The organism is Microbacterium sp. NPDC058345 (assembly GCF_042723855.1).
GTDB lineage: Bacteria > Actinomycetota > Actinomycetes > Actinomycetales > Microbacteriaceae > Microbacterium.
In genome coordinates this window covers 59,122-83,837 of the sequence record NZ_JBHXIG010000004.1, presented here as the reverse complement: position 1 = coordinate 83,837, position 24,716 = coordinate 59,122, and the positions used below count along the sequence as shown (strand labels likewise).

The 24,716-nt window shown below is 70.0% G+C and carries 24 protein-coding genes and 1 tRNA gene; 10 read left to right on the top strand and 15 right to left on the bottom strand.

The genetic code is table 11. From position 1 onward, the window contains the following. Nucleotides 1–11 precede the first annotated feature (11 nt). From ACFWH5_RS14795 to ACFWH5_RS14785, 3 genes are all read right to left on the bottom strand, one after another. The gene (locus ACFWH5_RS14795) at nucleotides 12–1,046 is read right to left on the bottom strand and encodes a ribose-phosphate diphosphokinase (RefSeq protein ID WP_378836009.1); all 1,035 of its coding nucleotides are present in this window, start codon (nucleotides 1,044–1,046) and stop codon (nucleotides 12–14) included. Nucleotides 1,047–1,053: 7 nt separating this feature from the next. Next, entirely contained in the window at nucleotides 1,054–2,502 is a 1,449-nt protein-coding gene (gene glmU / locus ACFWH5_RS14790; RefSeq protein ID WP_378836007.1) for a bifunctional UDP-N-acetylglucosamine diphosphorylase/glucosamine-1-phosphate N-acetyltransferase GlmU, read from the bottom strand. 1 nt (nucleotide 2,503) lies between these two features. After that, nucleotides 2,504–2,575: transfer RNA gene (locus ACFWH5_RS14785), tRNA-Gln, on the bottom strand. A gap of 103 nt (nucleotides 2,576–2,678) precedes the next feature. Here ACFWH5_RS14785 and ACFWH5_RS14780 point away from each other — a divergent pair. Together ACFWH5_RS14780 and ACFWH5_RS14775 are read left to right on the top strand one after the other, a co-directional pair. After that, nucleotides 2,679–3,173, top strand: coding sequence for a MarR family winged helix-turn-helix transcriptional regulator (locus tag ACFWH5_RS14780; protein ID WP_378836004.1), 495 nt, complete (start codon nucleotides 2,679–2,681; stop codon nucleotides 3,171–3,173). A gap of 37 nt (nucleotides 3,174–3,210) precedes the next feature. Beyond that, the gene (locus ACFWH5_RS14775; RefSeq protein WP_378836002.1) at nucleotides 3,211–4,149 is read left to right on the top strand and encodes a pseudouridine synthase; all 939 of its coding nucleotides are present in this window, start codon (nucleotides 3,211–3,213) and stop codon (nucleotides 4,147–4,149) included. A gap of 2 nt (nucleotides 4,150–4,151) precedes the next feature. Here the strand turns inward: ACFWH5_RS14775 and ACFWH5_RS14770 are convergent, their stop codons facing one another. The 5 genes from ACFWH5_RS14770 to ACFWH5_RS14750 form a co-directional block, all read right to left on the bottom strand. Continuing rightward, nucleotides 4,152–4,811 carry a methionine ABC transporter permease gene (locus ACFWH5_RS14770; RefSeq protein WP_378835999.1) on the bottom strand — a complete coding sequence of 220 codons (660 nt, stop codon included), beginning with the start codon at nucleotides 4,809–4,811 and terminating at the stop codon, nucleotides 4,152–4,154. Continuing rightward, on the bottom strand, nucleotides 4,811–5,857 hold the full coding sequence (locus tag ACFWH5_RS14765; RefSeq protein WP_378835996.1) for a methionine ABC transporter ATP-binding protein: 1,047 nt from the start codon (nucleotides 5,855–5,857) through the stop codon (nucleotides 4,811–4,813). The genes ACFWH5_RS14770 and ACFWH5_RS14765 overlap by 1 nt, the downstream gene beginning before the upstream one ends. An 82-nt stretch (nucleotides 5,858–5,939) precedes the next feature. Then, nucleotides 5,940–6,851 carry a MetQ/NlpA family ABC transporter substrate-binding protein gene (locus ACFWH5_RS14760; protein WP_378835993.1) on the bottom strand — a complete coding sequence of 304 codons (912 nt, stop codon included), beginning with the start codon at nucleotides 6,849–6,851 and terminating at the stop codon, nucleotides 5,940–5,942. Between the two features lie 109 nt (nucleotides 6,852–6,960). Next, on the bottom strand, nucleotides 6,961–7,731 hold the full coding sequence (locus tag ACFWH5_RS14755) for a class I SAM-dependent methyltransferase (protein WP_378835991.1): 771 nt from the start codon (nucleotides 7,729–7,731) through the stop codon (nucleotides 6,961–6,963). 58 nt (nucleotides 7,732–7,789) lie between these two features. Beyond that, complete coding sequence (locus tag ACFWH5_RS14750) at nucleotides 7,790–8,362, bottom strand: MarR family winged helix-turn-helix transcriptional regulator (protein ID WP_378835988.1); 573 nt, start codon at nucleotides 8,360–8,362, stop codon at nucleotides 7,790–7,792. Between the two features lie 72 nt (nucleotides 8,363–8,434). Between ACFWH5_RS14750 and idi the strand changes: the two genes are divergently transcribed. From idi to ACFWH5_RS14710, 8 genes are read left to right on the top strand one after another with little or no spacing between them, the layout of a single operon-like run. Further along, nucleotides 8,435–8,995: an isopentenyl-diphosphate Delta-isomerase gene (idi, locus tag ACFWH5_RS14745; RefSeq protein ID WP_378835985.1), complete on the top strand. Its 561-nt coding sequence runs from the start codon at nucleotides 8,435–8,437 to the stop codon at nucleotides 8,993–8,995. After that, nucleotides 8,992–10,041, top strand: a complete 1,050-nt coding sequence (locus ACFWH5_RS14740; protein WP_378835983.1) for a polyprenyl synthetase family protein — start codon at nucleotides 8,992–8,994, stop codon at nucleotides 10,039–10,041. Before idi ends, ACFWH5_RS14740 begins: the two co-directional genes overlap by 4 nt. Continuing rightward, nucleotides 10,038–10,907 (top strand): phytoene/squalene synthase family protein, encoded by an 870-nt coding sequence (locus ACFWH5_RS14735; protein WP_378835981.1) that lies wholly within the window; start codon nucleotides 10,038–10,040, stop codon nucleotides 10,905–10,907. The genes ACFWH5_RS14740 and ACFWH5_RS14735 overlap by 4 nt, the downstream gene beginning before the upstream one ends. Next, nucleotides 10,904–12,451 (top strand): phytoene desaturase family protein, encoded by a 1,548-nt coding sequence (gene crtI / locus ACFWH5_RS14730; protein ID WP_378835978.1) that lies wholly within the window; start codon nucleotides 10,904–10,906, stop codon nucleotides 12,449–12,451. Before ACFWH5_RS14735 ends, crtI begins: the two co-directional genes overlap by 4 nt. After that, nucleotides 12,448–12,777: a lycopene cyclase domain-containing protein gene (locus tag ACFWH5_RS14725; protein ID WP_378835976.1), complete on the top strand. Its 330-nt coding sequence runs from the start codon at nucleotides 12,448–12,450 to the stop codon at nucleotides 12,775–12,777. The genes crtI and ACFWH5_RS14725 overlap by 4 nt, the downstream gene beginning before the upstream one ends. Continuing rightward, nucleotides 12,774–13,073 carry a lycopene cyclase domain-containing protein gene (locus ACFWH5_RS14720; protein WP_378835973.1) on the top strand — a complete coding sequence of 100 codons (300 nt, stop codon included), beginning with the start codon at nucleotides 12,774–12,776 and terminating at the stop codon, nucleotides 13,071–13,073. Before ACFWH5_RS14725 ends, ACFWH5_RS14720 begins: the two co-directional genes overlap by 4 nt. Continuing rightward, a complete protein-coding gene (locus ACFWH5_RS14715) occupies nucleotides 13,063–13,923 on the top strand; it encodes a prenyltransferase (RefSeq protein ID WP_378835971.1) in 861 nt (286 codons plus the stop codon). Before ACFWH5_RS14720 ends, ACFWH5_RS14715 begins: the two co-directional genes overlap by 11 nt. Further along, nucleotides 13,923–15,494 carry an SDR family oxidoreductase gene (locus tag ACFWH5_RS14710; RefSeq protein WP_378835968.1) on the top strand — a complete coding sequence of 524 codons (1,572 nt, stop codon included), beginning with the start codon at nucleotides 13,923–13,925 and terminating at the stop codon, nucleotides 15,492–15,494. Before ACFWH5_RS14715 ends, ACFWH5_RS14710 begins: the two co-directional genes overlap by 1 nt. Here the strand turns inward: ACFWH5_RS14710 and ACFWH5_RS14705 are convergent. From ACFWH5_RS14705 to mgrA, 7 genes are all read right to left on the bottom strand, one after another. Continuing rightward, nucleotides 15,475–17,274 carry an ABC-F family ATP-binding cassette domain-containing protein gene (locus ACFWH5_RS14705; protein ID WP_378835965.1) on the bottom strand — a complete coding sequence of 600 codons (1,800 nt, stop codon included), beginning with the start codon at nucleotides 17,272–17,274 and terminating at the stop codon, nucleotides 15,475–15,477. The two genes, ACFWH5_RS14710 and ACFWH5_RS14705, sit on opposite strands and share 20 nt — an antisense overlap. 81 nt (nucleotides 17,275–17,355) lie before the next feature. Further along, entirely contained in the window at nucleotides 17,356–18,480 is a 1,125-nt protein-coding gene (locus ACFWH5_RS14700) for a substrate-binding domain-containing protein (RefSeq protein WP_378835963.1), read from the bottom strand. Between the two features lie 40 nt (nucleotides 18,481–18,520). Continuing rightward, complete coding sequence (gene mmsB / locus ACFWH5_RS14695; RefSeq protein WP_378835961.1) at nucleotides 18,521–19,879, bottom strand: multiple monosaccharide ABC transporter permease; 1,359 nt, start codon at nucleotides 19,877–19,879, stop codon at nucleotides 18,521–18,523. Then, on the bottom strand, nucleotides 19,876–21,396 hold the full coding sequence (mmsA, locus tag ACFWH5_RS14690) for a multiple monosaccharide ABC transporter ATP-binding protein (RefSeq protein WP_378836300.1): 1,521 nt from the start codon (nucleotides 21,394–21,396) through the stop codon (nucleotides 19,876–19,878). The genes mmsB and mmsA overlap by 4 nt, the downstream gene beginning before the upstream one ends. Nucleotides 21,397–21,564: 168 nt before the next feature. Beyond that, nucleotides 21,565–22,620 carry a LacI family DNA-binding transcriptional regulator gene (locus ACFWH5_RS14685; RefSeq protein WP_378835958.1) on the bottom strand — a complete coding sequence of 352 codons (1,056 nt, stop codon included), beginning with the start codon at nucleotides 22,618–22,620 and terminating at the stop codon, nucleotides 21,565–21,567. 48 nt (nucleotides 22,621–22,668) lie between these two features. Next, entirely contained in the window at nucleotides 22,669–23,601 is a 933-nt protein-coding gene (locus ACFWH5_RS14680) for a 4-(cytidine 5'-diphospho)-2-C-methyl-D-erythritol kinase (protein ID WP_378835956.1), read from the bottom strand. A 7-nt stretch (nucleotides 23,602–23,608) separates the two neighbouring features. Further along, complete coding sequence (gene mgrA, locus ACFWH5_RS14675) at nucleotides 23,609–24,673, bottom strand: L-glyceraldehyde 3-phosphate reductase (RefSeq protein ID WP_378835953.1); 1,065 nt, start codon at nucleotides 24,671–24,673, stop codon at nucleotides 23,609–23,611. Between the last annotated feature and the right edge of the window lie 43 nt (nucleotides 24,674–24,716).

Genomic DNA, 24,716 nt, shown 5'->3' with positions numbered 1-24,716 from the left:
CCGGATGCGACTCAGGCGTCGCCGCCGAACATGCTCGTGACCGAGCCGTCCTCGAACACCTGCCGAATCGCGGTCGCGAGCAGCGGTGCGATCGGCAGGATCGTCAGCGTCTCCCACCGGCGCGACTCGGTCAGCGGGATGGTGTCGGTGACGACCACCTCGTCGATGGACTCGTCCTGCAGGCGCGTGGATGCCGGGTCGCTGAAGATCGCGTGCGTCGCGGCGACGATGACGCGGTGCGCGCCGTTCGCCTTCAGCGCCTGCGCGGCCTTCACGATCGTGCCGCCGGTGTCGATCATGTCGTCGACGAGCAGGCAGGTGCGCCCCGCGACCGCGCCGACGATCTCGTGCACGGAGACCTGGTTGGCGACCTTCGGGTCGCGGCGCTTGTGGATGATCGCGAGCGGGGCGCCCAGGCTGTCGGACCACGTGTCGGCGACGCGCACGCGGCCCATGTCGGGCGAGACGACCGTGAGGATCTCGCGGTCCGCCGGACTCAGAGTGCGCTTGAAGTGGTCGAGCAGCACGGGCTTGGCGAACAGGTGGTCGACGGGGCCGTCGAAGAAGCCCTGGATCTGCGCGGCGTGCAGGTCGACGCTCATCACGCGATCCGCACCGGCGGTCTTGAGCATGTCGGCGACGAGGCGTGCGCTGATCGGCTCGCGACCGCGACCCTTCTTGTCCTGCCGCGAATACGGGTAGTACGGGGCGACGACGGTGATGCGCTTGGCCGATGCGCGCTTGGCGGCATCCAGCATGATCAGCGTCTCCATGAGCCACTCGTTGACCGGGGTGCCGAAGGACTGCACGATGAACAGGTCGCAGCCGCGGATCGACACCTCGAAACGGGCGTAGATCTCGCCGGATGCGAAGGTGCGGTGCTCCACGGGGGCGAGCTCGGTGCCGAGCGCCTTGGCGACCGCCGCGGTGAGTTCGGGGTGCGAGCGCCCTCCCGCGACGACGAGCCGCTTCTTGGTCTTCGCGATCAGGCCGGGGGCGACGCCGTTGTCCCGGTCCAGTTCCACGGTCTTCTTCTTGCGCCCCATGGTCCGCCTATTCCGCCGATCGTTCCCGGGCCGCGGCGTCCGCCGCACCCGTGCCTGCTCTGTTCTTCTCGACCCAACCCTCGATGTTGCGCTGAGGGGCGACGCTCATGGCCAGGGCACCTGCGGGGACGTCCTTGCGGACGACGGCGCCGGCACCGGTCTTCGCACCAGCACCCAGCCTAACGGGCGCGACGAGCACGGTGTGCGAGCCGGTGTGCACCTCGTCGCCGACCTCGGTGCGGTGCTTGTTCACGTCGTCGTAGTTGGCCGTGATCGTGCCGGCACCCAGGTTCACGCCGCGGCCGATGGTGGCATCGCCCACGTACGACAGGTGCGGGACCTTGCTGCCCTCGCCGATCTGCGCGTTCTTCGTCTCGACGTACGCGCCGATCTTGCCGCCCTCGCCCAGCACCGTCCCTGGGCGCAAAAACGAGAACGGCCCCACGGTGGCGTTCGCGCCGATCACCGCGAGGGTGGCGTCGGTGCGGCGCACGACGGCGTCCTCGCCGACCTCGCAGTCGACCAGAGTGGTGTCGGGGCCGATCGTGGCCCCCGCGGCGATCACCGTGGCACGGAGGATCTGCGTGTTCGGCAGGATCGTGACGTCGGGGGCGAGCGTGGCGTCGTCGTCGATCCACGTGGTGGCCGGGTCGACGACCGTGACGCCCTCACGCTGCCAATGCCGCACGATGCGCTGGTTGAGCACCCGGCCGGCCTCGGCGAGCTGGGCGCGGTCGTTCACGCCGAAGGTGGATGCCACATCGGAGGCGATCTCGGCCGCGACCGGCTCGGAGGCCGCGCGCAGCAGGCCGATCACGTCGGTGAGGTACATCTCGCCCTGGGCGTTGTCCTGACCGACCTGGGTCAGGAAGGTGCGCAGCGCGGTGGCGCGGAACACGTAGACGCCCGCATTGATCTCGGTGACCGCGCGCTCGTCGTCGGTGGCGTCCTTCTGCTCCACGATGCGCTCGACCGTGCCGTCAGCCCCGCGGATCACGCGGCCGTAGCCGGTCGGATCGTCGAGATGCGCGCTCAACAGGGTGGCCGCGGCGGAGGCGGCGCGGTGGCCGTCGAGCAGCGCGTGCAGCGTCTGGGCCTGCAGCAGCGGGACGTCGCCGGAGAGCACGAGCACGTCGCCCTCGAAGTCCGCGGGAAGACGGTCGAGCGCGACCTGCACGGCCCGGCCGGTGCCGGGGATGTCGTCCTGGTCGACGATGACCGCGTCGGGGTGCTGCTCGGCGAGCGCGGCGACGACCTGGTCGCGCTCGTGCCGCACGACGACCTCGATGTGGGCGGCGCCGAGGGCGTGCGCGGTGGTGAGCACATGCCCGAGGAGCGGTCGCCCGCCGATCTCGTGCAGCACCTTCGGCCGGCGCGACTTCATGCGGGTGCCCTGGCCCGCGGCCAGGACGATGATGGCGAGGTCGCCGGGGGTGGACGCGGTGTTCTCCGTCATGCTCCGCCGCCAGGACTCGAACCTGGACCTCACAGCTCCAAAGGCTGTCGTGCTGCCATTACACTACGGCGGACCGCGGCCGTGCTCGTGTCGAGCGTCGGTCGCCTGACAAGTCTGCCACGCGCCGGGCCGTGAACCCGCCGAGCGGCTCCGCGCTCTCACGGGATAATGGAGGCATGAGCCAGGCGGATGAGGTCGATCGGATCGTCGGCGCCTGGAACACCCAGCGCCCCGACCTGGACTTCTCGCCCCTCGAGGTGCTGTCGCGCATGGACCGGCTCTCGCGCCACCTCGACCGCGCACGCCGCGAGGTGTTCCGCCGCAGCGACATCGAGCCGTGGGAGTGGGATGTGCTCTCGGCGCTGCGCCGCGCCGGCGATCCCTTCCAGCTCAGCCCCAAGCAGCTGCTGCAGCAGACGCTCGTCTCCAGCGGCACGATGACCAACCGCATCGATCGCCTCGTCGGCCGGCGTTTCGTGCGTCGTGAGGCGGACCCGGGCGACGGACGCAGCGTGCTCGTGACGCTGACCGACGACGGGCGGGTGCGTGTCGACGCCGCGATCACGCGACTCGTGGATGCCGAGGCCGAACTGCTTCGCGCCCTCCCCCGAGGCGACCGCGACCGGCTGGCGGGTCTGCTGCGCAAGCTCAGCCTGAGCTTCGACGCATGAGCACGGCCCCCACGACCGTCGGGAGCGCCTGATGGCGATGCGCTCTCCCCTGCCGGTACGCGACGGCGTCGGCGCGACGCGCCTGCATCTGCCGACGACCGGCCCCTGGCCGACGGTCGGCGCGTACATGGCCGAGCGCTTCTTCCATCTCGATCCCGAGCGTCTGCTGCGCCGCTTCGACCGGGGCGAGATCGTGGCGCGGGACGGCACGGCGCTCACGCGCGAGACGCCTCTGGGCGCGCACGAGTTCGTCTGGTACTACCGCGAGCCGCCCGTCGAGCGCGTCATCCCGTTCGAGATCGAGGTGCTGCACCAGGACCGCGACCTGGTCGTCGCGGACAAACCCCACTTCCTGCCGACCACGCCGGGCGGCAAGTACCTGCAGAACTCCGCGCTCGTGCGGCTGCGCAACCTGCTCGGCATCCCCGAGCTCACGCCGATCCATCGGCTGGACCGCGCGACCGCTGGCCTGCTGATGTTCTCGACGCGTCCCGCCACCCGAGGCGCCTATCAGCTGCTCTTCGAGAACCGCCGGGTCGAGAAGGTGTACGAGGCCGTTTCGGCGCTGCCTGCGGGCTGGGACGCGGCATCCCCTGCCCTCGACGGCCGGCCGTTCCCGATCGTGTACCGCAACCACATCGAGAAGCTCCGCGCGCACGTGTGCGTCCGTGTGGATGCGGATCGTGAGCCGAACTCCGAGACGCTGATCGAGCTGATCGGTCACGATGACCGGGTGCTGCACACGCTGCTGCGCCCGCATTCCGGGCGAATGCACCAACTGCGGGTGCACCTGGCGGCGCTGGGCGCCGGCATCCTCAACGACGGCTTCTACCCGGAGCTTCTGCCGGAGGCACCAGACGACTTCGGCAGACCGCTGCAGCTGCTGGCGCGGGAGCTGCGCTTCACCGATCCGCTCACCGGCGAGCAGCGGGAGTTCCGCACCAGACGGGTGCTGCAGCAGGCGCCCGGCCGCTGAGCTCAGCGTCGCATGATGACGCGGGCGAGACGGGTGCCCAGCGTCTGCACGAGATGCACGAACACGACGATGAGGACGATCGCCGCCCACATCACGATCGGCTCGAACCGGCGGAAGCCGTAGATCTGCGCGAACGCGCCCAGGCCGCCCCCGCCGACCATCCCGGCCATCGCGGTCATGTCGATCAGCGCGACGACGATGAAGGTGTAGCCGAGGATGAGCGGCCCGAGGGACTCGGGGATCGCCACGGTGAAGAGGATGCGCCAAGGGCCGGCTCCCATCGAGCGGGCCGCCTCGATCACGCCGGGTGAGACCGAGATCAGGTGCTGCTCGACGATGCGGCCGATGGCGAACGCCGCCGCGATACCGATGGCGAAGGCGCCCGCGGTGGTGCCGATACCGATGCCGATCACGGCGCGGGTCACCGGCTGCAGCACGGCGATGAAGATGACGAACGGGATGGGCCGGAAGAAGTTGACCAGCAGTTCGAGGAGCGCGTTCAGCACGCGGTTCTGCATCACGCCACCCGGCCGGGTGACGTACAGGCCGACGCCGATGATCGTGCCGAGCACACCGGCGAGCACCAGCGCGAAGCTGGTCATGTAGAGGGTCTCGAGCGCGGCGTCCCAGAACTCGGGCCACAGTTCGTTAAGCCGGTCCATCACAGTGCCCCTTCCCGCTCGATCTCGGTGACCGTGGCATGCACGCGGATCCGGTCGAGGGCGCTGCTGACAGCGGCATCCGTTCCGCGCAGTGCGAGGGTGAGGTGGCCGAAGGCCCGGCCCCGGATGTCGTTGATGCCGCCGTAGACCAGCTCGAACCCGATACCCGCCTCGGCGAGGTCGAGGAACACCTGCGCCTGCGAGGAGTCGCCGTCGCGGAACGAGAAGGTCACCAGCCTGCCCTCGTGCCTGGCGCGCAGCGCGGCGGCCTCGGCCGGGGAGGGGATGCCCTTGATGACGGTGCCCACGAACCGCTGAGATGCGGGATTCTGCGGGTCGGAGAACACCTGGAAGACGTCGCCCTGCTCGATGACGCGCCCTCGCTCCATGACGGCGACCTTCGTGGCGATCGTCTGGATGACATCCATCTCGTGGGTGATCACCACGATCGTGACGCCCTGCTCCTCGTTCACGCGCTTGAGCAGCGCCAGCACCTCGTGCGTGGTTTGCGGGTCGAGCGCGCTGGTGGCCTCGTCGGCCAGCAGGATGGCGGGGCGGGTGGCGAGCGCTCTGGCGATGCCGACGCGCTGCTTCTGCCCGCCCGACAGCTGCTCGGGGTACGCCTTCGCCTTGTCGCTGAGCCCGACGAAGCGCAGCAGTTCTGCGACCCGCTCGTCGATGTCGGCCTTCAACCACCCGGCGAGCTTGAGGGGGTAGGCGATGTTGGCCTTCACGGTCTTCGCCGAGAAGAGGTTGAACTGCTGGAAGATCATGCCGATGCCGCCGCGCACCCTGCGCAGTTCGCGCTCCGGCAGTGCGGTGATGTCGACGCCGTCGACATGGATCGATCCGCTCGTGGCAGGCTCGAGCGCGTTGATCAGCCGGACGAGGGTGGACTTTCCCGCGCCGGAGTACCCGATGATGCCGAAGACGTCACCGCGCTCGATCTCGAGGTCGACGCCGGCGACGGCGGTGACGACGTCATCGCCCTTCGCTGCCGGAGGATACGTCTTCGTGACGTCGCTGAGGGTCACGATGGCTGTCATGTCTTCTCTCCCTGTGCACGCGGGAATCGGGCGGCGCGAATGCGCACCGCCCGATTCTGCCGCACTCGGCTGACCGCCCGGATCAGCCCTGTTCCTCGGTGTCCTTCTCGACCTTCTGCAGCGAGCTCTCCAGGTCGGCGACGGGGGTCTTCAGCGGCACGATGGTGTCGCCGGATGCCTCGGCGAGCCCGGCCTGCACCTCAGGGTCGTTCTGGAAGATGTCGACCAGGGTGAGGTACGTCTCGTTGTCCTTGTCCTCGGCGCGGGCGGCGAAGATGTTCACGTAGGGCAGCGCGTTCGGGTCGCTCGGGTCGTCCTGGGCGATGGCATCCTCGAACTTGAGACCGGCCTGCGTGACGAAGTCGTTGTTGATGATGGCGGCGGCGACGTCGGGCAGCGAGTTCGGGATGAGCGCGGCCTCGAGCGCGGTGACCTTGACCTTGGACTTCGCCTCGTCGATGTCGGCGAGGTCGGAGAAGATCGTGCCGCCGCTCTTCAGCTCGATGAGGCCGGCCGACTGCAGCACGAGCAGGGCGCGCGCCTGGTTGGAGGCGTCGTCGGGCACGGCGACCGTCTCGCCCTTCTCGATGTCGTCGACGTCGTCGACCTTCTGCGAGTAGAGGCCGAGCGGGTAGATGCCGGTCGAGCCGATTGGCACGAGGTCGTCGCCCGAGGCGACGTTGTATCCGGCGAGGTACACGATGTGCTGGAACTGGTTGAGGTCGAGCTCCCCCGCACTGAGGGCGGGGTTCGGCTGCTCGTAGGAGGCGAAGTCGACCAGTTCGACATCGATGCCCTCCTCCGCGGCGGCCTCGACGAAGGCCGGCCACTGCGGGTCGCTCTTGCCGACCACGCCGATGCGAACCGTCTCACCGGCGGCACCGCCGCTGTCACCGGCGTCGTCCGACGCGGGCGAGGACGCGCACCCGGCGAGGGCGACGACGAGGGGCACGGCCGCGAGCGCGGCGATGACGGAGGTGGTGCGGCGGGACATGACGGTTCGGGTTCCTCTCGTGGTGGACTCCGTCACGGTACGCGGCGCTCCTCGGCACCTTCCAATCAGGTCGTCATACGACGTCATCCGCGACGGGTGGCGCGGGAGGTCACCCGGGGACGACGCCGCAGGCCGCCCAGGCCATCGCCGTCAGCGTGAACGGCTGCCCTGCCGTTCCGAGGTCTTCCCGCGCCGCGACGCGCACCGCCTCGAGCTGTGCCGGCGTGAGCGACCGCACATACCGTCCGATCGGTCCTACTCCCGCGATGTAGCCGGACCACAGATCGTCGAAGCCGGCGTAGGACGCGGTCGCCTCGATCTCGGCGGCACGGATGTCCTGCAGTCCGGCCTCCTCCAGCAGACCCTCCAGGTCTCCCTCCTGCCTTCCGACCAGGGCGTCGTCGGAGGGCAAGGCGCCGATCGCACGGCCGGCCGCGCGCCAGAAGCGGCCGACGGCCTGCATCCGACCGCTGCTCCAGAAGCACAGCGCCACGACGCCGCCGGGCCGGGTCACGCGCGCCATCTCCCGGACGCCCTGCCGTGCGTCCGTCATGAACCCCACGGTGAGGGACGACAGGCTCGCATCGAAGTGACCGTCGGCATAGGGCAGGCTCTCGGCCACCCCCTCCACCACATCGGCTCCCGGCACGCGGTCGCGGCAGACGGCGACGAAGGGTGCGGAGGGGTCGATCGCCGACACCTTCCCGTCGCCGACGCGCTCCACCAGCTCCGCCGTGAGACCACCGGGACCGCAGCCCACATCGAGCACCCTGCCCGCGCGCACACCGGCGAACTCGGCGAACGCGGGCGCCAGCGACGGCAGGAAGCGGCCGATCAGGCGGTCATAGCCCTCCGCGGTGCGGAACATCCCCTCGTCCATCACCGTCTCCTCTCACACGAGCAGGATGACAGCATCCGGCGCCGACGGGTAGGCCTTCTCAGAACCCTCGCTCACCCTCGTCGTCGTCGGCCGTCGCCGTCGTCGCCGTGAGCGCGTCGAAGAAGTCGGCGATGGACTCACGCGCCTCGGGCGACAGGCTCGCGATGACGTCGAAGCGCTGTGCGTGCGCGCGCCCGACGCTCTCGCGCGCGGCACGGAGCGTCGCCGGCGTCACCTCGATCGCCAGGCTCCGTCTGTCTCGGGGATTCGGCGTCCGGCGGATGTGCGCGCCGGCTTCGAGCCGGTCCAGAAGCTTGGTGGTGGATGCGGTGGAGATGCCGAGGTGCGTCGCGATCGACGTCGGGGTGACCACCATCTGCTGCCGCTGGGCGGCGATGAGCAGACGCAGCGCTCGCATGTCGGTCTCGCCGAGCTTCATGTAGCGGCGGGAGGCTTCGCTCATCTCGCGCTCCGCCTCGCGCCACCGGTGCATCGCGTCGAGAACGCGCACGATCCCCTCGAGATCCTGCTCGGACAGGTGCGATCGCCGCACGATCTCCTGATCGGGATCCAGCCGCGCGGGGTCGTGCAGAGTCACGCGCTGCACCTCATGCGCACTCCGCTTCGCCATGGCATGACTTTATCGCAATGACGATATATATTTGGCGAGAAGTTAGCCTGGCTAGCGAAAAAGGAGACGCCCATGACCGAGGAAGAGCGCGTCGTGCTGCTCGAGGAGGACGGCAGTCCGCGCGGCGCCGCGCCGAAGTCGGACGTCCACCACGAGGACACACCTCTGCACCTCGCGTTCTCCTGTCACGTCCTCGACGATCGCGGCCGCATCCTCATGACGCGCAGGGCACTGGGCAAGAGGACGTGGCCGGGCGTGTGGACCAACGCGTTCTGCGGGCACCCGCAGCCCTTCGAGGCCATCCCGGACGCCGTGCACCGTCGCGCCCTCGAGGAGCTGGGGATGCCGCTGCGCGACGTGCGCCTCGTCCTCGCCGATTTCCGCTATCGCGCGGTGGATGCGAGCGGTGTCGTGGAGAACGAGGTCTGCCCGGTGTACATCGCCGTCGCCGCCGGCGAGCCCGCGCTCAACGCCGCCGAGGCGATGGACCACCGCTGGGTGGAGCCCGAAGACCTGGCGGACGCGCTCACCGCGACGCCGTGGGCGTTCAGCCCGTGGCTGGTGCTGCAGGCCGCCGAGATGTCCGCCGCCGGCGGAACGGTTCATGCGGACGCATGGAGGAACGCGGCGTGAGAGCGGTGCGCTCGACGCGGCCGCACGCTGTCGATGAGGTCATCGACCGCTACTTCGCCGAGCGGATCGCCCGCGCAGAGCAGCTGGGCACGTCGTACGCGGACGTCTGGCGCACGGCCGCGGATGCCGCAAACGGCGGCAAGCGGCTGCGTCCGCAGCTGCTCCTGCTGGCCCACGAGCATCTCGGTGGCCAGGATCCCGCAGCGGCCCGGGCCGCCGCGGCGGCGTTCGAGGTGCTGCACACGGCCCTGCTGCTGCACGACGATGTGCTCGACGGCGACCTCATCCGCCGCGGCCGCCCCAACCTCGCCGGCCGCTTCGCCGCGGACGCCGTCGAGGACGGTCGCCCGGTGGGCACGGCGACGGGGTGGGGAACGGCTTCCGCGCTGCTCGCCGGGGACGTGCTGATCAGCGGCGTGCACGCGCTGCTCTCCCGCATCGAGCATCCGGCCCGCACCGCGCTGCATGCGCTCGTGGACGACTGCCTGGCCGTGACCGCGGCGGGCGAGCACGCGGATGTGGGTCTCGCGCTGGGCGTGATCTCCGCCGACGAGCCCGCTATCCTGCGGATGATGGAGCAGAAGACGGCCTGCTATTCGTTCGCCGCGCCCCTTCAGGCGGGTGCGATGCTGGCCGGCGCCGCGACGCAGACCCTTGAATCACTCGCCGGCATCGGGGCGGACCTCGGGCTGCTCTATCAGATGCGCGACGACGTCATCGGCGTGTTCGGAGCGGAGGACCGCAGCGGCAAGACGGTGCTCGGCGACCTGCGGGAGGGCAAGCGCACCCTGCTCGTCGCCTTCGCGGAGGGCAGCGCGGAGTGGCGCGCCGTGCAGCATCTGTTCGGGCGTGCGTCCCTGGAGGAGAGCGATGCCGAGCGACTCCGGACCGCCCTGGTCACCTCGGGGGCGGCGGAGCGGATGCAGGCGACCGTCTCGGCGCACCGCGACCGCGTGCGCGACGCGATCGCCGACTCGGAGCTGCCCGGACCGCTGCGCGATGAGCTGACGCGCATCGCCGCCGAATGCGCGGAGCGGGACGCGTGACCAGGCGCACGGGTCTCGAGCTCTACACGCGCACCGCCCGCGCGTCGTCGTCGCGCGTGATCCGCGCCTATTCCACGTCGTTCGGCATGGCGAGCAGGCTGCTGCCGGCAGCGGTGCGTGACGGCATCGCCGACGTGTACGCCCTCGTCCGGGTGGCGGATGAGATCGTCGACGGACCCGCGTCCGAGGCGGGCATGGGCTCCGCGGCCACGCGTGAGGTGCTCGACGAGCTCGAGAGCGAGACCCTGGCCGCGCTCACCCGCGGATTCAGCGCCAACCTCGTCGTGCACGCGTTCGCGGCGACCGCGAGGGCGACGGGCATCGACACGTCACTGGTGCGCCCGTTCTTCGCTTCCATGCGGATGGATGCCGGCGACGTGCACCTCGATCGCGACCAGTATCGCCGGTACATCCACGGCTCCGCCGAAGTCGTCGGCTCCATGTGCCTTCGGGTCTTCACTCTCGAGAGCCCCGGCCTGCAGCTGGATGCCGAGATGGAGGAGGGCGCCCGCCGGCTGGGCGCGGCCTTCCAGAAGGTGAACTTCCTGCGCGATCTCGCCGAGGACGCCGGGCGTCTGGGCAGGTCGTACATCCCGGGGGTCGATCCCGGCACGCTCACCGACGCCCAGAAGGATGCGGTGGTCGACGAGATCGCCGACGATCTGGCGGCCGCGAGGATCGCCATCGCGCGGCTCCCGCGCGGATCGCGCCGTGCGACGACCGCCGCGGCCGCGCTCTTCACCCGGCTCAACGAGCAGCTGCGCGCCACTCCCGCGGCCGAGCTTCGGCGACGCCGCATCTCGGTGCCCACCGTCGTGAAGCTGCGACTGCTCGCCGGCGCCGCGATGGGCCGGGTGCGCGCATGAGCGCCGCGAGGCGCACCGTGGTGATCGGCGGCGGGATCTCCGGCCTGGCCACCGCGGCCCTGCTGGCGCGCGAGGGCGCCGATGTCACCCTCATCGAGGCGCGCGAGGAACTCGGCGGCCGCGCGGGACGCTGGCAGTCCGGCGGGTTCACCTTCGACACCGGCCCGTCGTGGTATCTCATGCCGGAGGTGTTCGACCACTTCTTCCGGCTCATGGGAACCTCGGCCGCCGAGCAGCTCGACCTCGTGCGCCTCGACCCCGCGTACCGCGTCTACTTTCAGGGCGAGGACGAGCCGTTCGATCTGCCGGCCGAGGGTGCGCGCGACGCGCTCGTCTCCCTCGACCCGCCCTCCGCAGACCGGCTGGACTCCTATCTCGCCTCGGCCGCCGAGACCTACGACCTCGCCACGTCGCGCTTCCTCTACAGCACGTACGAGTCGCTGCGCCCCCTGCTCAGCCGCGACACCCTGCGCGGACTCCACCGGCTCGCACGGCTGCTGAGCGAGCCGCTCGACCGCCGCATCCGCCGGCACTCCCGCGACCTCCGCGTGCAGCAGGTGCTCGGCTACCCCGCGGTTTTCCTCGGCACGTCCCCCGCGGCGGCCCCCGGCATGTACCACCTGATGAGCCACCTCGACATCGGCCAGGGAGTGCTCTATCCGCGCGGCGGATTCTCCGCCGTGATCGACGCCATCGCGCGACTCGCCGCGCAGCACGGCGCGACGATACGCACCGGATGCCGGGCGCGGCGCATCACCGTGCGCGACGGAGCCGCGGTCGGCGTCGAGGTGGAGGGCCGGGACGGTGCCCCGGAGCACCTGCCCGCCGACGTCGTCGTCTCGACGGCCGATCTGCACGTCACCGAGCATCGACTGCTGGAGCCGCAGCACCGCAGCAGGGACGACCGCTGGTGGCGGACCCGAGACCCCGGTCCCGGCGCGGTGCTCGCGCTCCTCGGCGTCCGCGGCGAGCTTCCCGCGCTCGCGCACCACACGCTGCTCTTCACCCGGGAGTGGGAAGCAGGGTTCGACGCCATCTACGGCGATCGTCCCCGCATCCCCGACCCCGCGTCGATCTACGTGTGCCGTCCCAGCGCCACCGACGACGTCGCTCCCGAGGGCCATGAGAACCTGTTCGTACTCATCCCCGTGCCCGCCGACCCGGCCATCGGCGCCGGCGGGGTGGACGGAGCAGGCTCGGCCGCCGTGGAGCGCGCCGTCGACGCGGCGATCGATCAGATCTCGGACTGGTGCGGCATCCCCGACCTCCGCGAACGGATCGTCGTACGGCGCAGCATCGGCCCGGCCGACTTCGAACGCGAGTTCGGGGCGTGGCGGGGCGGCGCGCTGGGACCGGCGCACACGCTGCGTCAGAGCGCGCTCCTGCGGGGCTCGAACGCCTCGTCCAAGGTGAGCGGGCTGCTGTTCGCCGGGGCGACGACGATCCCCGGCATCGGCCTGCCGATGTGCCTCATCAGCGCCGAGCTGGTCGTCAAGCGGCTGCGCGGCGACCGCTCGCCCGGACCGCTGCCGGAGCCGCTGTGAGCATCCTCTACCTGACGTTCCTGCTCGTCTCGCTCGCGGGGGTGACCGCCCTCGACGTGCGCCACCGGCTGTTCCTCGGCCGTGATCCGCGACGCGCGCTGGCGGTCCTGGGCATCGGGGTCGGCTTCTTCCTGCTGTGGGATCTCGCCGGCATCGCCCTGGGCATCTTCTTCCGCGCCGACGGGCCGTTCGCCACCGGCATCCTGCTCGCGCCCGACCTACCACTCGAAGAGCCGGTCTTCCTGCTCTTCCTGTGCGAGCTCACCATGGTGCTCGTCTGCGGTGCGGAGCGGATGCTCGCGCATCGCCGGAAGGAGCTCCCGTGACCTACCTGCTGCTGTGCGCGGGGTTCCTGATGGCCGCCGCCCTCGCCGCCCTCGTGTTGCGCCGGCGGGGCGATCTGTCACTGCCGGCGCTCGTCATCGCGGCCGCGGTGCTCCTGCTGCTGACCGCCGTGTTCGACAACCTGATGATCTCGGCCGGACTCTTCGCCTACTCCGATGCGCACGTCTCCGGTCTGCGCATCGGCGCCGCGCCCCTCGAGGACTTCGCGTATCCGCTCGCCGCGGTGATCCTCCTGCCGGCGCTGTGGAGCCGGATGCGGAGGCGAGATGATCGCTGATCTGCTGGCGGCGTCCCGGCCGCTGAGCTGGGTGAACACCGCGTACCCGTTCGCTGCAGCCTACCTCCTGTCCGGCCGCGAGGTGGACGCCGCACTGATCGTCGGCACGCTGTTCTTCCTCATCCCCTACAACCTCGCCATGTACGGTGTGAACGATGTCTTCGACTACGCCTCGGACCTCGCCAATCCGCGTAAGGGCGGCGTGGAGGGTGCGGTGCTGGCGCCGGAGCGTCATCGGGGCGTTCTGCTCGCCGCACTGTTCACGTCTCTGCCGTTCGTCATCGCGCTGGTGCTGATGGGCGGCGCCGTCTCGTGGCTCGTGCTCGCGGTCAGCCTGTTCGCCGTGGTGGCCTACTCGGCTCCTCCCTTCCGGTTCAAGGAGATCCCGGTGCTCGACTCGATCACCTCGAGCGTGCATTTCGTGAGCCCCGCCGTCTACGGCGTCACGCTGGCCGGCGGATCGCCGACGCCGGGACTGCTCGCCATGCTGGCGGCGTTCTTCCTGTGGGGGGTCGCCAGTCACGCGTTCGGGGCGGTGCAGGATGTCGTGCCCGACCGCGAGGGCGGGATCTCCTCGATCGCGACGGTCATCGGCGCCGCCCGCACGGTGCGCCTCGCCCTCGCCTGCTGGACCGCTGCGGGGCTGCTGATGCTCACCACCGGCCTGCCGGGCGCGCTGGCCGCCCTGCTCGCGGTGCCCTATCTCATCGCCGCTCTGCCCTACGCGCGGGTGACGGATGCGGATTCGGCCCGCGCGAACCGCGGCTGGCGCCACTTCCTCTGGATCAACTACGCCTGCGGATTCGTGGTCACCCTGCTGCTGATCCTGTTCGCGATGAGGACCGCATGATGTCGCACGACGCACACGCCGGAACAGCCGGTCTTCGCGCACCGTCCGGTGCCGAGCAGATCCTCCGGTCCGTGCCGGGCCCCGACGGAGCAGCGCCGCTCGTGCTGGTGCTCGGGGCGACCGGATACATCGGCGGGCGGCTCGTGCCGAGACTGCTCAACGGCGGCTACCGGGTGAGGGTGCTCACGCGCTCCGCGGACCGCATCCAGCCGCTGCCGTGGGCGTCGGAGGTGGAGATCTTCACCGGGGACGCTGCCGATCGTGACGCGGTGCTCGCGGCGACCTCCGGTGCGGACATCGTCTACCACCTCGTGCACTCCATGAACGGCGGAGGGGATTTCGCGGCCGCCGACCGCCGCATCGCCCGCAACGTGGCGTACGGCAGCGCACGCGGCGGCGTCCGTCGCATCGTGTATCTGGGCGGGCTGCACCCGGACGGCGCACGGCTCTCCCGCCACCTCGCCTCCCGCAGGGAGGTCGGTGACATTCTCCTCCGCTCGGGCGTGCCGACGCTGGTGCTGCAGGCCGGCGTCGTGATCGGGTCCGGATCCGCGTCGTTCGAGATGGTGCGCCACCTCACCGAGGTGCTGCCGTACATGCCTGCGCCGAAATGGGTGCGCAACCGCATCCAGCCGATCGCCGTGCGCGACGTGCTGCACTACCTGCTCGCCGGCGCCCGCGTGGACGCCGAGCTGAATCGCACGGTCGACATCGGCGGCCCCGACGTGCTGCGCTACGGCCAGATGATGAACGGCTATGCGGTGGAGGCGGGTCTGCCGCAGCGCGGGATCGCGGCGCTTCCCGTGCTCACCCCGCGCCTCGCGTCGCTCTGGGTGGGGCTGGTGACCCCGGTGCCTCAGCAGATCGCGCGCCCCCTGGTCGAGTCGCTGCAGCATCCCTGCGTCATGGCCGACCACGACGTCGACCGGATCATCCCCCGTCCCCCAGATGGGTTGACGGGCTACCGCGAGGCCGTGCGGATGGCGCTGGGCAGGATCGCGATCGATGACGTCGAGACCAGCTGGGTCGACGCGAGCGTCGACCGCGCGCCGAGCGATCCGCTGCCCAGTGACCCGGACTGGGCGGGACGCACGGTCTTCACCGATCACAGACGCCGTCGTACCGTCGCCGACCCCGACGCCGTATGGGCGGCCATCGTCCAGATCGGCGGCGTGAACGGCTGGTACTCGGCGCCGCTGCTGTGGGCGCTGCGCGGCTGGGCGGATCGCATCATCGGCGGCGTCGGTCTGCAGCGCGGCCGCCGCACGCGGTCGCACCTGAGGCAGGGCGACGCCGTCGACGTGTGGCGGGTCGAGGCGGTGCAGCCGGGACGCCTGCTGCGACTGCGTGCCGAGATGCGGGTACCGGGCAGCGCATGGCTGGAACTGGGTGTGACGCCGTCAGCCACGGGCGCCGAGTACCGGCAGCGCGCGGTCTTCTTCCCGCGAGGGCTGTCGGGGCGCCTCTACTGGCTCGCCATGCTGCCCTTCCACGGTCTGATCTTCCGCGGGATGGCGCGCCGCATCGTCGCGACGGCCGAGGACGCGCTGTTCAGTCGAGCTGCTCGGTGAGCTCGAACCAGCGCAGCTCCAGCTCCTCCACCTCGCCCTGCTGGGCCTGGATCGCCTTCATCTTCTCGCCGAGGCCCGCGTAGTCGGACTGATCGTGGTCGGCCAGCGCGTGCTTGGCCCGGTCGATCTGGTCGTTCAGCTTCTGCATCTTCCGCTCCAGCGCGGAGAGCTCCTTCTCGGCGGCGCGGCGGGCCGCGCCGTCCAGCTCCGGCGCGGTTCCCGAGGCCGAGACGCGTGAGGCGGATGCGGCGGCATCCGTCGTCTGCTCCAGCGCCCGCAGCCGCAGGTACTCCTCGACCCCGCCCGGCAGGTGCCTCAGGTGCCTGTCGAGGATCGCGAACTGCTGATCGGTGACGCGCTCCAGGAAGTAGCGGTCGTGGCTGACCACGAGCAGGGTTCCCGGCCACGAATCGAGCAGATCCTCGATCGCGGCGAGCATGTCGGTGTCCATGTCGTTGGTGGGCTCGTCGAGGATGAGCACGTTCGGCTGGTCGAGCAGCACCAGCAGCAGCTGCAGGCGACGCTGTTGACCGCCGGAGAGGTCTTTCACGGCAGTGGACAGCTGCGCGGAGCTGAATCCGAGGCGCTCGAGCAGCTGACCGGGCGTCAGCTCCTGGGCCTTGGAGCCGGCGCCGAAGGTGTACGAGGTGCGCAGCCCGTTGATGACGGTGCGCACGGGGTCGTTCCAGTGCTGCGCCAGCTCGTCGATGCGCTGAGTCAGGGTGCGCACCTGCACGGTCTTGCCCCGCTTGACCCTGCCGCTGGTGGGCTGCACGGTGCCGGCGATGAGCCCGAGCAGGGTCGACTTGCCCGCCCCGTTGACGCCGAGGATGCCGGTGCGCTCACCGGGAGCGATGCGCCATTCGACGTCCTTCAGCACCTCCCGGTCGCCGTACTCGACGCCGGCGTCGAGCAGGTCGACGACGTCCTTGCCGAGGCGGGCGACCGCGAGCGACTGCAGCGAGATGGTGTCGCGGATCGGCGGCACGTCGGCGATCAGGGCATTGGCCGCGTCGATGCGGAACTTCGGCTTGCTGGTGCGGGCCGGCGCGCCTCGGCGCAGCCACGCCAGCTCCTTGCGGGCCAGGTTCTGCCGCTTCGCCTCGGATGCGGCCGCCATCCGATCCCGTTCCACGCGCTGCAGGATGTACGCGGCGTAGCCGCCCTCGAACGGCTCGACGACGCGGTCGTGCACCTCCCACGTCGCCGTGCAGATCTCGTCGAGGAACCAGCGGTCGTGGGTGACCACGAGCAGCGCACCGGCGTTCTTCGCCCAGCGGGTCTTCAGGTGCCCGGCGAGCCAGGTGATCGCCTCGACGTCGAGGTGGTTGGTGGGTTCGTCGAGGGCGATGACGTCCCACTCCCCCGCGAGCAGCGTCGCCAGCGCGACCCGCCGGCGCTGCCCGCCGCTGAGCGAGGAGACCGACGCGTCCCAGTCGAGGTCGGCGACGAGGCCCGCGATGACGTCGCGCACCCTCGCGTCGCCCGCCCATTCGTGCTCGGGGGTGTCTCCGACGACCGCACGTCCCACGGAGAGGGCGTCGTCGAGCGTGTCCGCCTGGTCGAGCACGCCGATCGTGGTGCCGCCGCGCATGGTCACCCGCCCGGCATCCGGTTCCTTCCGCCCCGCGAGCATCGCGAGCAGGCTCGACTTGCCGTCGCCGTTGCGGCCCACGATGCCGATCCGCTCGCCCTCCTCGATGCCGAGGGTGACGGAGTCGAAGACGACGCGGGTGGGGTATTCGAGGTGGAGCCCTTCGGCCCCGAGAAGATGTGCCATGTCCTGTCAAGGGTAGCCGTGCATGCGAGAGCGGGCCGCCCCGAAGCATCCGCAGCGGCCCGCGAATCACGCGCGCGGCGATTACTTGTAGGACTGCACGATCTCGAGCAGGCTCGGCACGTTCGCGTACGCCTCCTCCGCGTTGTCCTTGGTGACGATCACCGGGTCGAGCAGGTACGCGGGGACGACCTTCACGCCGTTGTCGTACTGCTCGGTGTCGTTGACCTCGGCATCCTCGCCCTTCTGCAGCTGGCCGACCATCTTGATGGCCTGCTCCACGAGCAGCGTGGTGTCCTTGTTGATCGTGGAGTACTGCACGCCCTCCATGATGGACTTCACCGACTCCACCTCGGAGTCCTGGCCGGTGACCACGGGCACGGGCTTTCCTGCCTGCTGCACCGACGTGATGATCGCGCGGGCCAGGGTGTCGTTCGGTGAGAGCACGCCGTCGAGGACGGTGTCGCCGCCGTACGAACCGGTCAGGAGGGTGTCCATGCGGTTCTGGGCGTTCTCGGCGAGCCAGCCCTCGGTCGCGGTCTGCGCGATCTCGGTCTGCCCCGAGACGACCTTCAGCGTGCCGTCGTCGATCTTCGGCTGCAGCACCTCCATGGCGCCGTCGAAGAACACCGCGGAGTTGGCGTCGTCGGGCGAGCCCGAGAAGAGCTCGATGTTGTACGGCGCCTCGTGACCGGCGTTCGCCTCCAGGCCGTCGAGCAGGGCCTGCCCCTGCAGCTGGCCGACCTTGAAGTTGTCGAACGCGACGTAGTAGTCCACGGCGTCGGTGTTCTCGATGAGGCGGTCGTAGGCGATCACGTAGGCGCCCGCGTCCTTCGCGGCCTTCACCTGGGTGGCCAGCTGCTTGCCGTCCTTGGCACCGATGATGATGACCTTGGCGCCGTTGGTGACCATGGCCTGGATCTGGTTCTGCTGCTCGGCGACGGTGTTGCTGGCCGGGGCGTACTGGACGTCGGCCTCGAAGCCGGCCTCCTTCAGTCCGTCCGTGAACAGCTGACCGGCGAGCACCCAGTTCTCGCTGGTCTTGTCCGGAAGGGCGACGCCGATCGAGGCGTCGGCGGCGAAGCCCTTGGCCTCGTCGCCCGAGCCACCGGCGTCTCCCGCGCCGCCACCGCGCTCCGACGAGCAGCCGGTCAGGGCGAGCGCTGCCGCGGCGAACATCGCTGTCGCCGCCACTGCCATTCTCTTCATGCGATCTCTTTCTCTCTGGTGTTTCGAAGGCCGCCCGCGCTCAGCGCGACGCGGTCTCCTTCTGTCCGCTCGCGCTGGTGGCGGCGGGGGGCTGGAGGGTCGATGACCCGAACTCGTCGGTACGCGGCCGGCGACGGGTGAGGAAGCCGATGATCGACGGGCGTCCCTGCTGTTTGTTCCACACGTCGATGCCCACCGCCAGCAGCAGCACGAGGCCCTTGATCATCGAGACGACGTCGGCGCCCTGACCGAGCAGGGCCAGGCCGTTGTTGAGGAAGGCCATCACCAGACCACCGATGATCGAGCCGATCACCGTGCCGATGCCGCCGGCGACGGCGGCGCCGCCGATGAAGACCGAGGCGATGGCGTCGAGCTCCCAGCCGTTGCCGTCGCCGGGGCCGGAGGCCTGCGAGCGGGCGACGAAGATCATGCCGGCCAGCGCGGCCAGCACCGACATGTTCATCATCACGAAGAAGTCCACCCAGCGGTCCTTCACGCCCGACAGACGGGCGGCCTGCCGGTTGCCGCCGACCGCGTAGATGTGGCGGCCGAACACCGTGTTGCGCGTGATGAACGAGTAGATGATGACGAGGGCCAGCAGGATCAGTCCCGGCACCGGGAAGCTCGTGCCCGGTCGTCCCGTGGCGAACATCCAGCCGGCGGCGAGCACCATGATCGACAGCAGCGTCACCTTGACGCCGCTCACCCACACCGGCGCGCGGTCGGAGCCCATCTTCTGCTGCACGCGCCGGGTGCGCATCTCCCAGAAGACCAGCCACACGACGCCGAGCAGTGCGAGCGCCATCGTCGGCACGTTGAAGTTCAGCGGCAGGGCGACCTCGGGCAGATAGCCGGTGCCGATGTACTGGAAGCCCTGTGCGACCGGCACCGTCTGCGAGTTGCCGATCCACTGGTTCGCACCGCGGAAGAAAAGCATGCCGGCCAGCGTCACGATGAACGCCGGCACGCCGACGTACGCCACCCACAATCCGTGCCACGCTCCGACGAGGGCGCCGACGACGAGCCCCAGCAGGATCGCCAGCGGCCAGGGCAGGTTCCACTCGGTCATCGATTTGGCCACGATGATGCCGACGAACGCGGCCACGGAGCCGACCGACAGATCGATGTGACCCATGATGATGACCATCACCATGCCGATCGCGAGGATCAGGATGAACGAGTACTGGTTGATGACGTTGATCAGGTTGCCCGACGTCAGGGTCGCGCCGTTCGGGCCGTTGCGCACCAGCGTCAGGATCTCGAACAGCAGGACGATCACGATCAGGCTGCCGAGGATGCCGAACTGGCGCAGGGATGATGTTCCGTTGCCGCCGAACATCCGGCGGATGTCGCGGAACCGGAATCCCCGCTGCGTGGTCTCGGTGTTCAGCTCGCTCATGCGCTCGCCTTCTGGTTCGTGGAGGTCATGCTGCGCATGAGCGCCTCCGGGGTGGCCTGGTTCGCGGGGATGCAGTCGGTGACGCGTCCCTCGAAGACGGTATAGATCCGATCGGAGATGCCGAGCAGTTCCGGGAGCTCGCTGGAGATGACGATCACGCCCTTGCCCTGTGCGGCCAGCTCGTTGATGATCGAGTAGATCTCGTACTTCGCGCCGACGTCGATGCCGCGCGTGGGCTCATCGAGGATGAGCAGGTCCGGGTCGGTGAACATCCACTTCGCCAGCACGACCTTCTGCTGGTTGCCGCCCGACAGCTTGGAGACGCCCTCCTCGACGCTGGGCGTCTTGATGCGCAGCGCCTTGCGGTACCGCTCGGCCACGGCGAACTCCTCGCGATCGTCCACGACGCCGCGGCCGGCGATCTTCGACAGCTTCGCCGAGACGATCGAGCGCTTGATGGTGTCGAGGAGGTTGAGCCCCAGCACCTTGCGGTCCTCGCTGACATAGGCGAGTCCGTGACGGATCGCGGCGGCGACGTCGGGCAGCACGATCTCCTGACCGTCCTTGAACAGCCGGCCGCTCTGGAAGTTGCCGTACGAGCGCCCGAAGATGCTCATCGCGAACTCCGTGCGCCCTGCGCCCATGAGACCGGCGATCCCGACCACCTCGCCGCGGCGGACATCGATGCTCGACCCCTTCACGACCATCCGCTCGGAGACCGTCGGATGCTGCACCCACCAGTCCTCGACGCGGAAGAACACCTCGCCGATCTCGGGCGTCCGGTCCGGGTATCGGCTCTCGAGCGACCGTCCCACCATCCCGCGGATGATGCGGTCCTCGTTGATCTCGCCGCGCGAGATGTCGAGGGTCTCGATGGTGCGGCCGTCGCGGATGATGGTGATCTCATCGGCGATCTGCTCGATCTCGTTGAGCTTGTGGCTGATGATGATCGACGCGATCCCCTTGGCCTTCAGCCCCAGGATCAGATCGAGCAGGTGCTGGGAGTCTGACTCGTTGAGCGCCGCGGTCGGCTCGTCGAGGATGAGCAGCCGGACGTCCTTGTTGAGCGCCTTCGCGATCTCGATCAGCTGCTGCTTGCCCACACCGAGGTGCTTGATCGCGATGTCGGGATCCTCGTTCAGACCGACGCGGGCGAGCAGCTCGAGCGCACGCTGCTTCTGCGCCTGCCAGTCCACGGCGCCGAAGCGGCGGATCTCGTTGCCGAGGAAGATGTTCTCCGCGATCGACAGCTCGGGGATCAGCGCGAGCTCCTGATGGATGATCGCGATGCCGGCGGCCTCGCTCGCGGCGATGTCCTTGAAGCGCTGCTCCTCGCCGTACAGCACGATGTCGCCCTGGTAGCTGCCGTAGGGGTACACGCCGGACAGCACCTTCATGAGGGTGGACTTGCCGGCGCCGTTCTCTCCGCAGATGGCATGGACTTCGCCGGCGCGCACGGTGATGGAGACATCCGAGAGCGCCTTGACGCCGGGGAACTCCTTGGTGATGCGTCGCATCTCGAGAATCGGGCCCGAGACGCTCGGCAGCGTGGTGGTGATGCTCACGAATCTTCCTCGATACAGGCGGCCATGCTCTCGCATGTGCCGATGTGACCGTTCACATTGGCTACCCCATGGTGCACCGCCCTGCCCGCAGTGTCAAGAGGAGGGCCGCGATTCGCAATCTCACCGTGACGAAGAGGACTCGCGCAGGCGGAGTTCCGGCTGCAGCGGCCCGAACACCGGGATCGCCTCGCCGCGGATCTCGGCGATCAGGATGCGCACGGCGCGCCGGCCCACCTCGGAGAAGTCCTGATGCACCGTCGTCAGCGTCGGCGAGGTGTGCGCGGCGACGGGTATGTCGTCGAATCCGACGACGCTGACGTCCTGTGGAACGCGCAGCCCGGCGTCGCGGAACCCGTGCATGAGCCCGATCGCCATGAGGTCGTTCGCGGCGAACACCGCCGTGAAGTCCGGCCGCCGGGAGAGCTCCTGCCCGGCGAAGTAGCCGAAGTCGGCCGTCCAGTCGCCCCTGATCGGCGGGAACGTCGGCAGGTCGGCGTCCCGCAGCGCGTCGAGGTAGCCGCGCATGCGTGATTCGGCCTCGATCCAGTCCTGCGGGCCCGCGAGGTGCAGGATGTCGGAGTGCCCGAGCGAGATCAGATGCTCGGTGACGATGCGGGCGCCGGACACCTGGTCGGCGGACAGCGTCACGCCGTCCGATCCGGACGCGGTCTGCAGGCTGACGTACGGCACGGTGGCCGCCATGCCGCGCAGGACGTTGAAGACCCGCACCTGCGGGGCGAGCACCACGATGCCGTCGACGTGCTCGCGGCCCAGCTGGCGCACCGCGGCGCCGATCGCCTCGGGCGTCGTCTCGGGAAGATTGAGCGTCGACACCGAGTACCCCTCGGCGCGCGCCGCCTCCTCGATGGCCGCGATCGACGAGGTGGGGCCGAACTCGCCGATCGTCGCCGAGAGGATGCCGAGCGTGTTGGAGCGGCTGGTGACCAGGGCCCTGGCCGCGAGGTTCGGGCGATAGTCGAGCACGGAGATCGCGTCGAGCACCTTCGCCTTCGTCTCCGGGCGGATGCTGGGGTGATCGTTGAGCACGCGCGACACGGTCTGATGCGAGACGCCAGCGAGCCGCGCCACATCGCGGATGCTGGGCGTCCTGGCACGTTCGGAGGCGGCGGTCACGGCATGCCTCCTCGCATGTGCACGGTCACATCGAGATTCCATCATGGCATGCGAGGGCCCGCACCCGCATCCGCCGGCCCTGCTTCGCGGTCAGAGGATGATCCGCGCGCCGGCGACGGGACCGTGCACGTGCAGTGCATCGCGTCCCGTCGCGCGCAGCTCCTCCTGGACGGTCCTGGCCGCCCCGGGGCCCGCGCAGAGGAAGGCGAGGGTCGGACCCGACCCCGAGACGATGCCGGTCAGCGCGCCGAATCGCACGCCGTCGGAGAGGGCGAGCGCGAGGTCGGCGCGGTCCGCGATCGCCGCAGGCTCGAGATCGTTCATCATCACCGGCGCGAGCTCGTGAGCGTCGCCGACGCGCAGCGCGTGCAGCATGGCGACCGGCACCTCCAGCGAGGGCGCGGCGTCGTCGGCCAGGCCCTCACCGTGGGCGCGCATCTCGTCCAGCCGCCCGTACACGGTCGGCGTGGACAGGCCCTGCTCGCTCATCGCGAGCACCCAGTCGAAGCGGCCGCGGGCCAGCGCCGGGGTGAGCTGGTCGCCGCGACCCGTGCCCACGGCGGTGCCGCCGTGCAGGGCGAAGGGCACGTCGGCACCGAGCCGTGCGGCCAGCTCGTGCAGCCGGTGCGGGCCGAGCTCGGTGCCCCACAGCGCGTCGCAGGCGACGAGGGTCGCCGCGGCATCCGCCGAGCCGCCGCCCATGCCGCCCGCGACCGGAACGCCCTTGCGGATTCGCAGATGCACGCCGTCGTCCACCCCGGCGGTGCGGGCGAGCAGCTTGGCGGCCCGCATGGCGAGGTTGCGGTCGTCGGTGGGCACGTCGGCGACGTTCACGTCGCCGACGATCTCCACCGAGAAGCCTTCGGAGGGATACGCGTAGACGTCCTCGTACAGCGACACCGCCTGGAAGACGGTCGCGAGCGCGTGATAGCCGTCGTCGTGCCGCGGCCCCACACCCAGATAGACGTTGATCTTGCCCGGTGCGCGCACGTGCACGCCGTCCGGTCGATGCGCCAGCGTCATCGCTCGCTCACAGCTCCGACGAGGTCGCCCACAGGTTCACGTCGATGCCGTGCGCGAGCGCGTCGATCGCGGTGAGCTCCTCGTCGCTGAACTCGGGGCCGTCCACCGCCGCGAGGTTCTCGTCCAGCTGCTCCGGGCGGGATGCGCCGATGAGCGCCGAGGCGACCACCGGATCGCGCAGCGTCCACTGCAGCGCGAGCTGGGCGAGCGACTGCCCCCGCTCGGCGGCGACGTCGTTCAGGCCGCGCAGCACGGCCAGGCCCTCCTCGGACACCGGCCTGTCGGGCAGCGAGCGTCGCTTCTGCGCGCGTTCCGCCCGGCCGTCAGCGAGGTACTTGCCGGTCAGCAGTCCCTGAGCCAGCGGCGTGAAGGCGATCGCGCCCAGCCCCTCGGCGCGCAGCGTGTCGGTCAGGCCCTCCTCGATCCATCGGTTCAGGATCGAGTACGACGGCTGGTGGATCACCAGGGGCGTGCCGAGGTCGCGGGCGACGGCGACGGCGGCTGCGGTGCGCTCGGCGCTGTACGACGAGATCCCGACATAGAGCGCCTTGCCCTGGCGGACCAGCGTGTCGAGCGCCCCGACGGTCTCCTCGACCGGCGTGACGGGGTCGACGCGATGCGAGTAGAAGATGTCGACGTAGTCGAGTCCCATCCGGGTCAGGGACTGCTCGGCGCTGGCGAGGATGTACTTGCGGCTGCCCAGGTCGCCGTAGGGCCCCGGCCACATGTCCCAGCCGGCCTTCGACGAGATGATCAGCTCATCGCGGTAGGGGCGCAGGTCCTCGGCGAGGATGCGGCCGAAGTTCTTCTCGGCCGAGCCGTAGGGCGGGCCGTAGTTGTTGGCCAGGTCGAAGTGCGTGATGCCGTTGTCGAACGCGTGGCGCAGCAGTTCGCGCTGGTTGTCGAGGGGGATGTTGTCGCCGAAGTTCCACCACAGCCCGAGCGAGATCGGCGGCAGGTACAGGCCGGACGAGCCGACCTGCCGGTACGCGAAGCGCTGGTACCGACCGGCGGCCGCCGTGTACGGCCGGTGCAGCTCTGGGACGTCGGGACGATAGCGCGGTTCGGTCACGCTGACAGGCTATCCGGATACGACGGCATCCGCCCGCCCGACG

Bases quoted from the DNA above. Each gene is read 5' to 3' on its own strand.
- ACFWH5_RS14795 (WP_378836009.1), bottom strand. From the start codon at position 1,046: ATGGGGCGCAAGAAGAAGACCGTGGAACTGGACCGGGACAACGGCGTC.
- glmU (WP_378836007.1), bottom strand. From the start codon at position 2,502: ATGACGGAGAACACCGCGTCCACCCCCGGCGACCTCGCCATCATCGTC.
- ACFWH5_RS14780 (WP_378836004.1), top strand. From the start codon at position 2,679: ATGAGCCAGGCGGATGAGGTCGATCGGATCGTCGGCGCCTGGAACACC.
- ACFWH5_RS14775 (WP_378836002.1), top strand. From the start codon at position 3,211: ATGCGCTCTCCCCTGCCGGTACGCGACGGCGTCGGCGCGACGCGCCTG.
- ACFWH5_RS14770 (WP_378835999.1), bottom strand. From the start codon at position 4,811: ATGGACCGGCTTAACGAACTGTGGCCCGAGTTCTGGGACGCCGCGCTC.
- ACFWH5_RS14765 (WP_378835996.1), bottom strand. From the start codon at position 5,857: ATGACAGCCATCGTGACCCTCAGCGACGTCACGAAGACGTATCCTCCG.
- ACFWH5_RS14760 (WP_378835993.1), bottom strand. From the start codon at position 6,851: ATGTCCCGCCGCACCACCTCCGTCATCGCCGCGCTCGCGGCCGTGCCC.
- ACFWH5_RS14755 (WP_378835991.1), bottom strand. From the start codon at position 7,731: ATGGACGAGGGGATGTTCCGCACCGCGGAGGGCTATGACCGCCTGATC.
- ACFWH5_RS14750 (WP_378835988.1), bottom strand. From the start codon at position 8,362: ATGGCGAAGCGGAGTGCGCATGAGGTGCAGCGCGTGACTCTGCACGAC.
- idi (WP_378835985.1), top strand. From the start codon at position 8,435: ATGACCGAGGAAGAGCGCGTCGTGCTGCTCGAGGAGGACGGCAGTCCG.
- crtI (WP_378835978.1), top strand. From the start codon at position 10,904: ATGAGCGCCGCGAGGCGCACCGTGGTGATCGGCGGCGGGATCTCCGGC.
- ACFWH5_RS14715 (WP_378835971.1), top strand. From the start codon at position 13,063: ATGATCGCTGATCTGCTGGCGGCGTCCCGGCCGCTGAGCTGGGTGAAC.
- ACFWH5_RS14710 (WP_378835968.1), top strand. From the start codon at position 13,923: ATGTCGCACGACGCACACGCCGGAACAGCCGGTCTTCGCGCACCGTCC.
- ACFWH5_RS14705 (WP_378835965.1), bottom strand. From the start codon at position 17,274: ATGGCACATCTTCTCGGGGCCGAAGGGCTCCACCTCGAATACCCCACC.
- ACFWH5_RS14700 (WP_378835963.1), bottom strand. From the start codon at position 18,480: ATGAAGAGAATGGCAGTGGCGGCGACAGCGATGTTCGCCGCGGCAGCG.
- mmsB (WP_378835961.1), bottom strand. From the start codon at position 19,879: ATGAGCGAGCTGAACACCGAGACCACGCAGCGGGGATTCCGGTTCCGC.
- mmsA (WP_378836300.1), bottom strand. From the start codon at position 21,396: ATGCGACGCATCACCAAGGAGTTCCCCGGCGTCAAGGCGCTCTCGGAT.
- ACFWH5_RS14685 (WP_378835958.1), bottom strand. From the start codon at position 22,620: ATGGAATCTCGATGTGACCGTGCACATGCGAGGAGGCATGCCGTGACC.
- ACFWH5_RS14680 (WP_378835956.1), bottom strand. From the start codon at position 23,601: ATGACGCTGGCGCATCGACCGGACGGCGTGCACGTGCGCGCACCGGGC.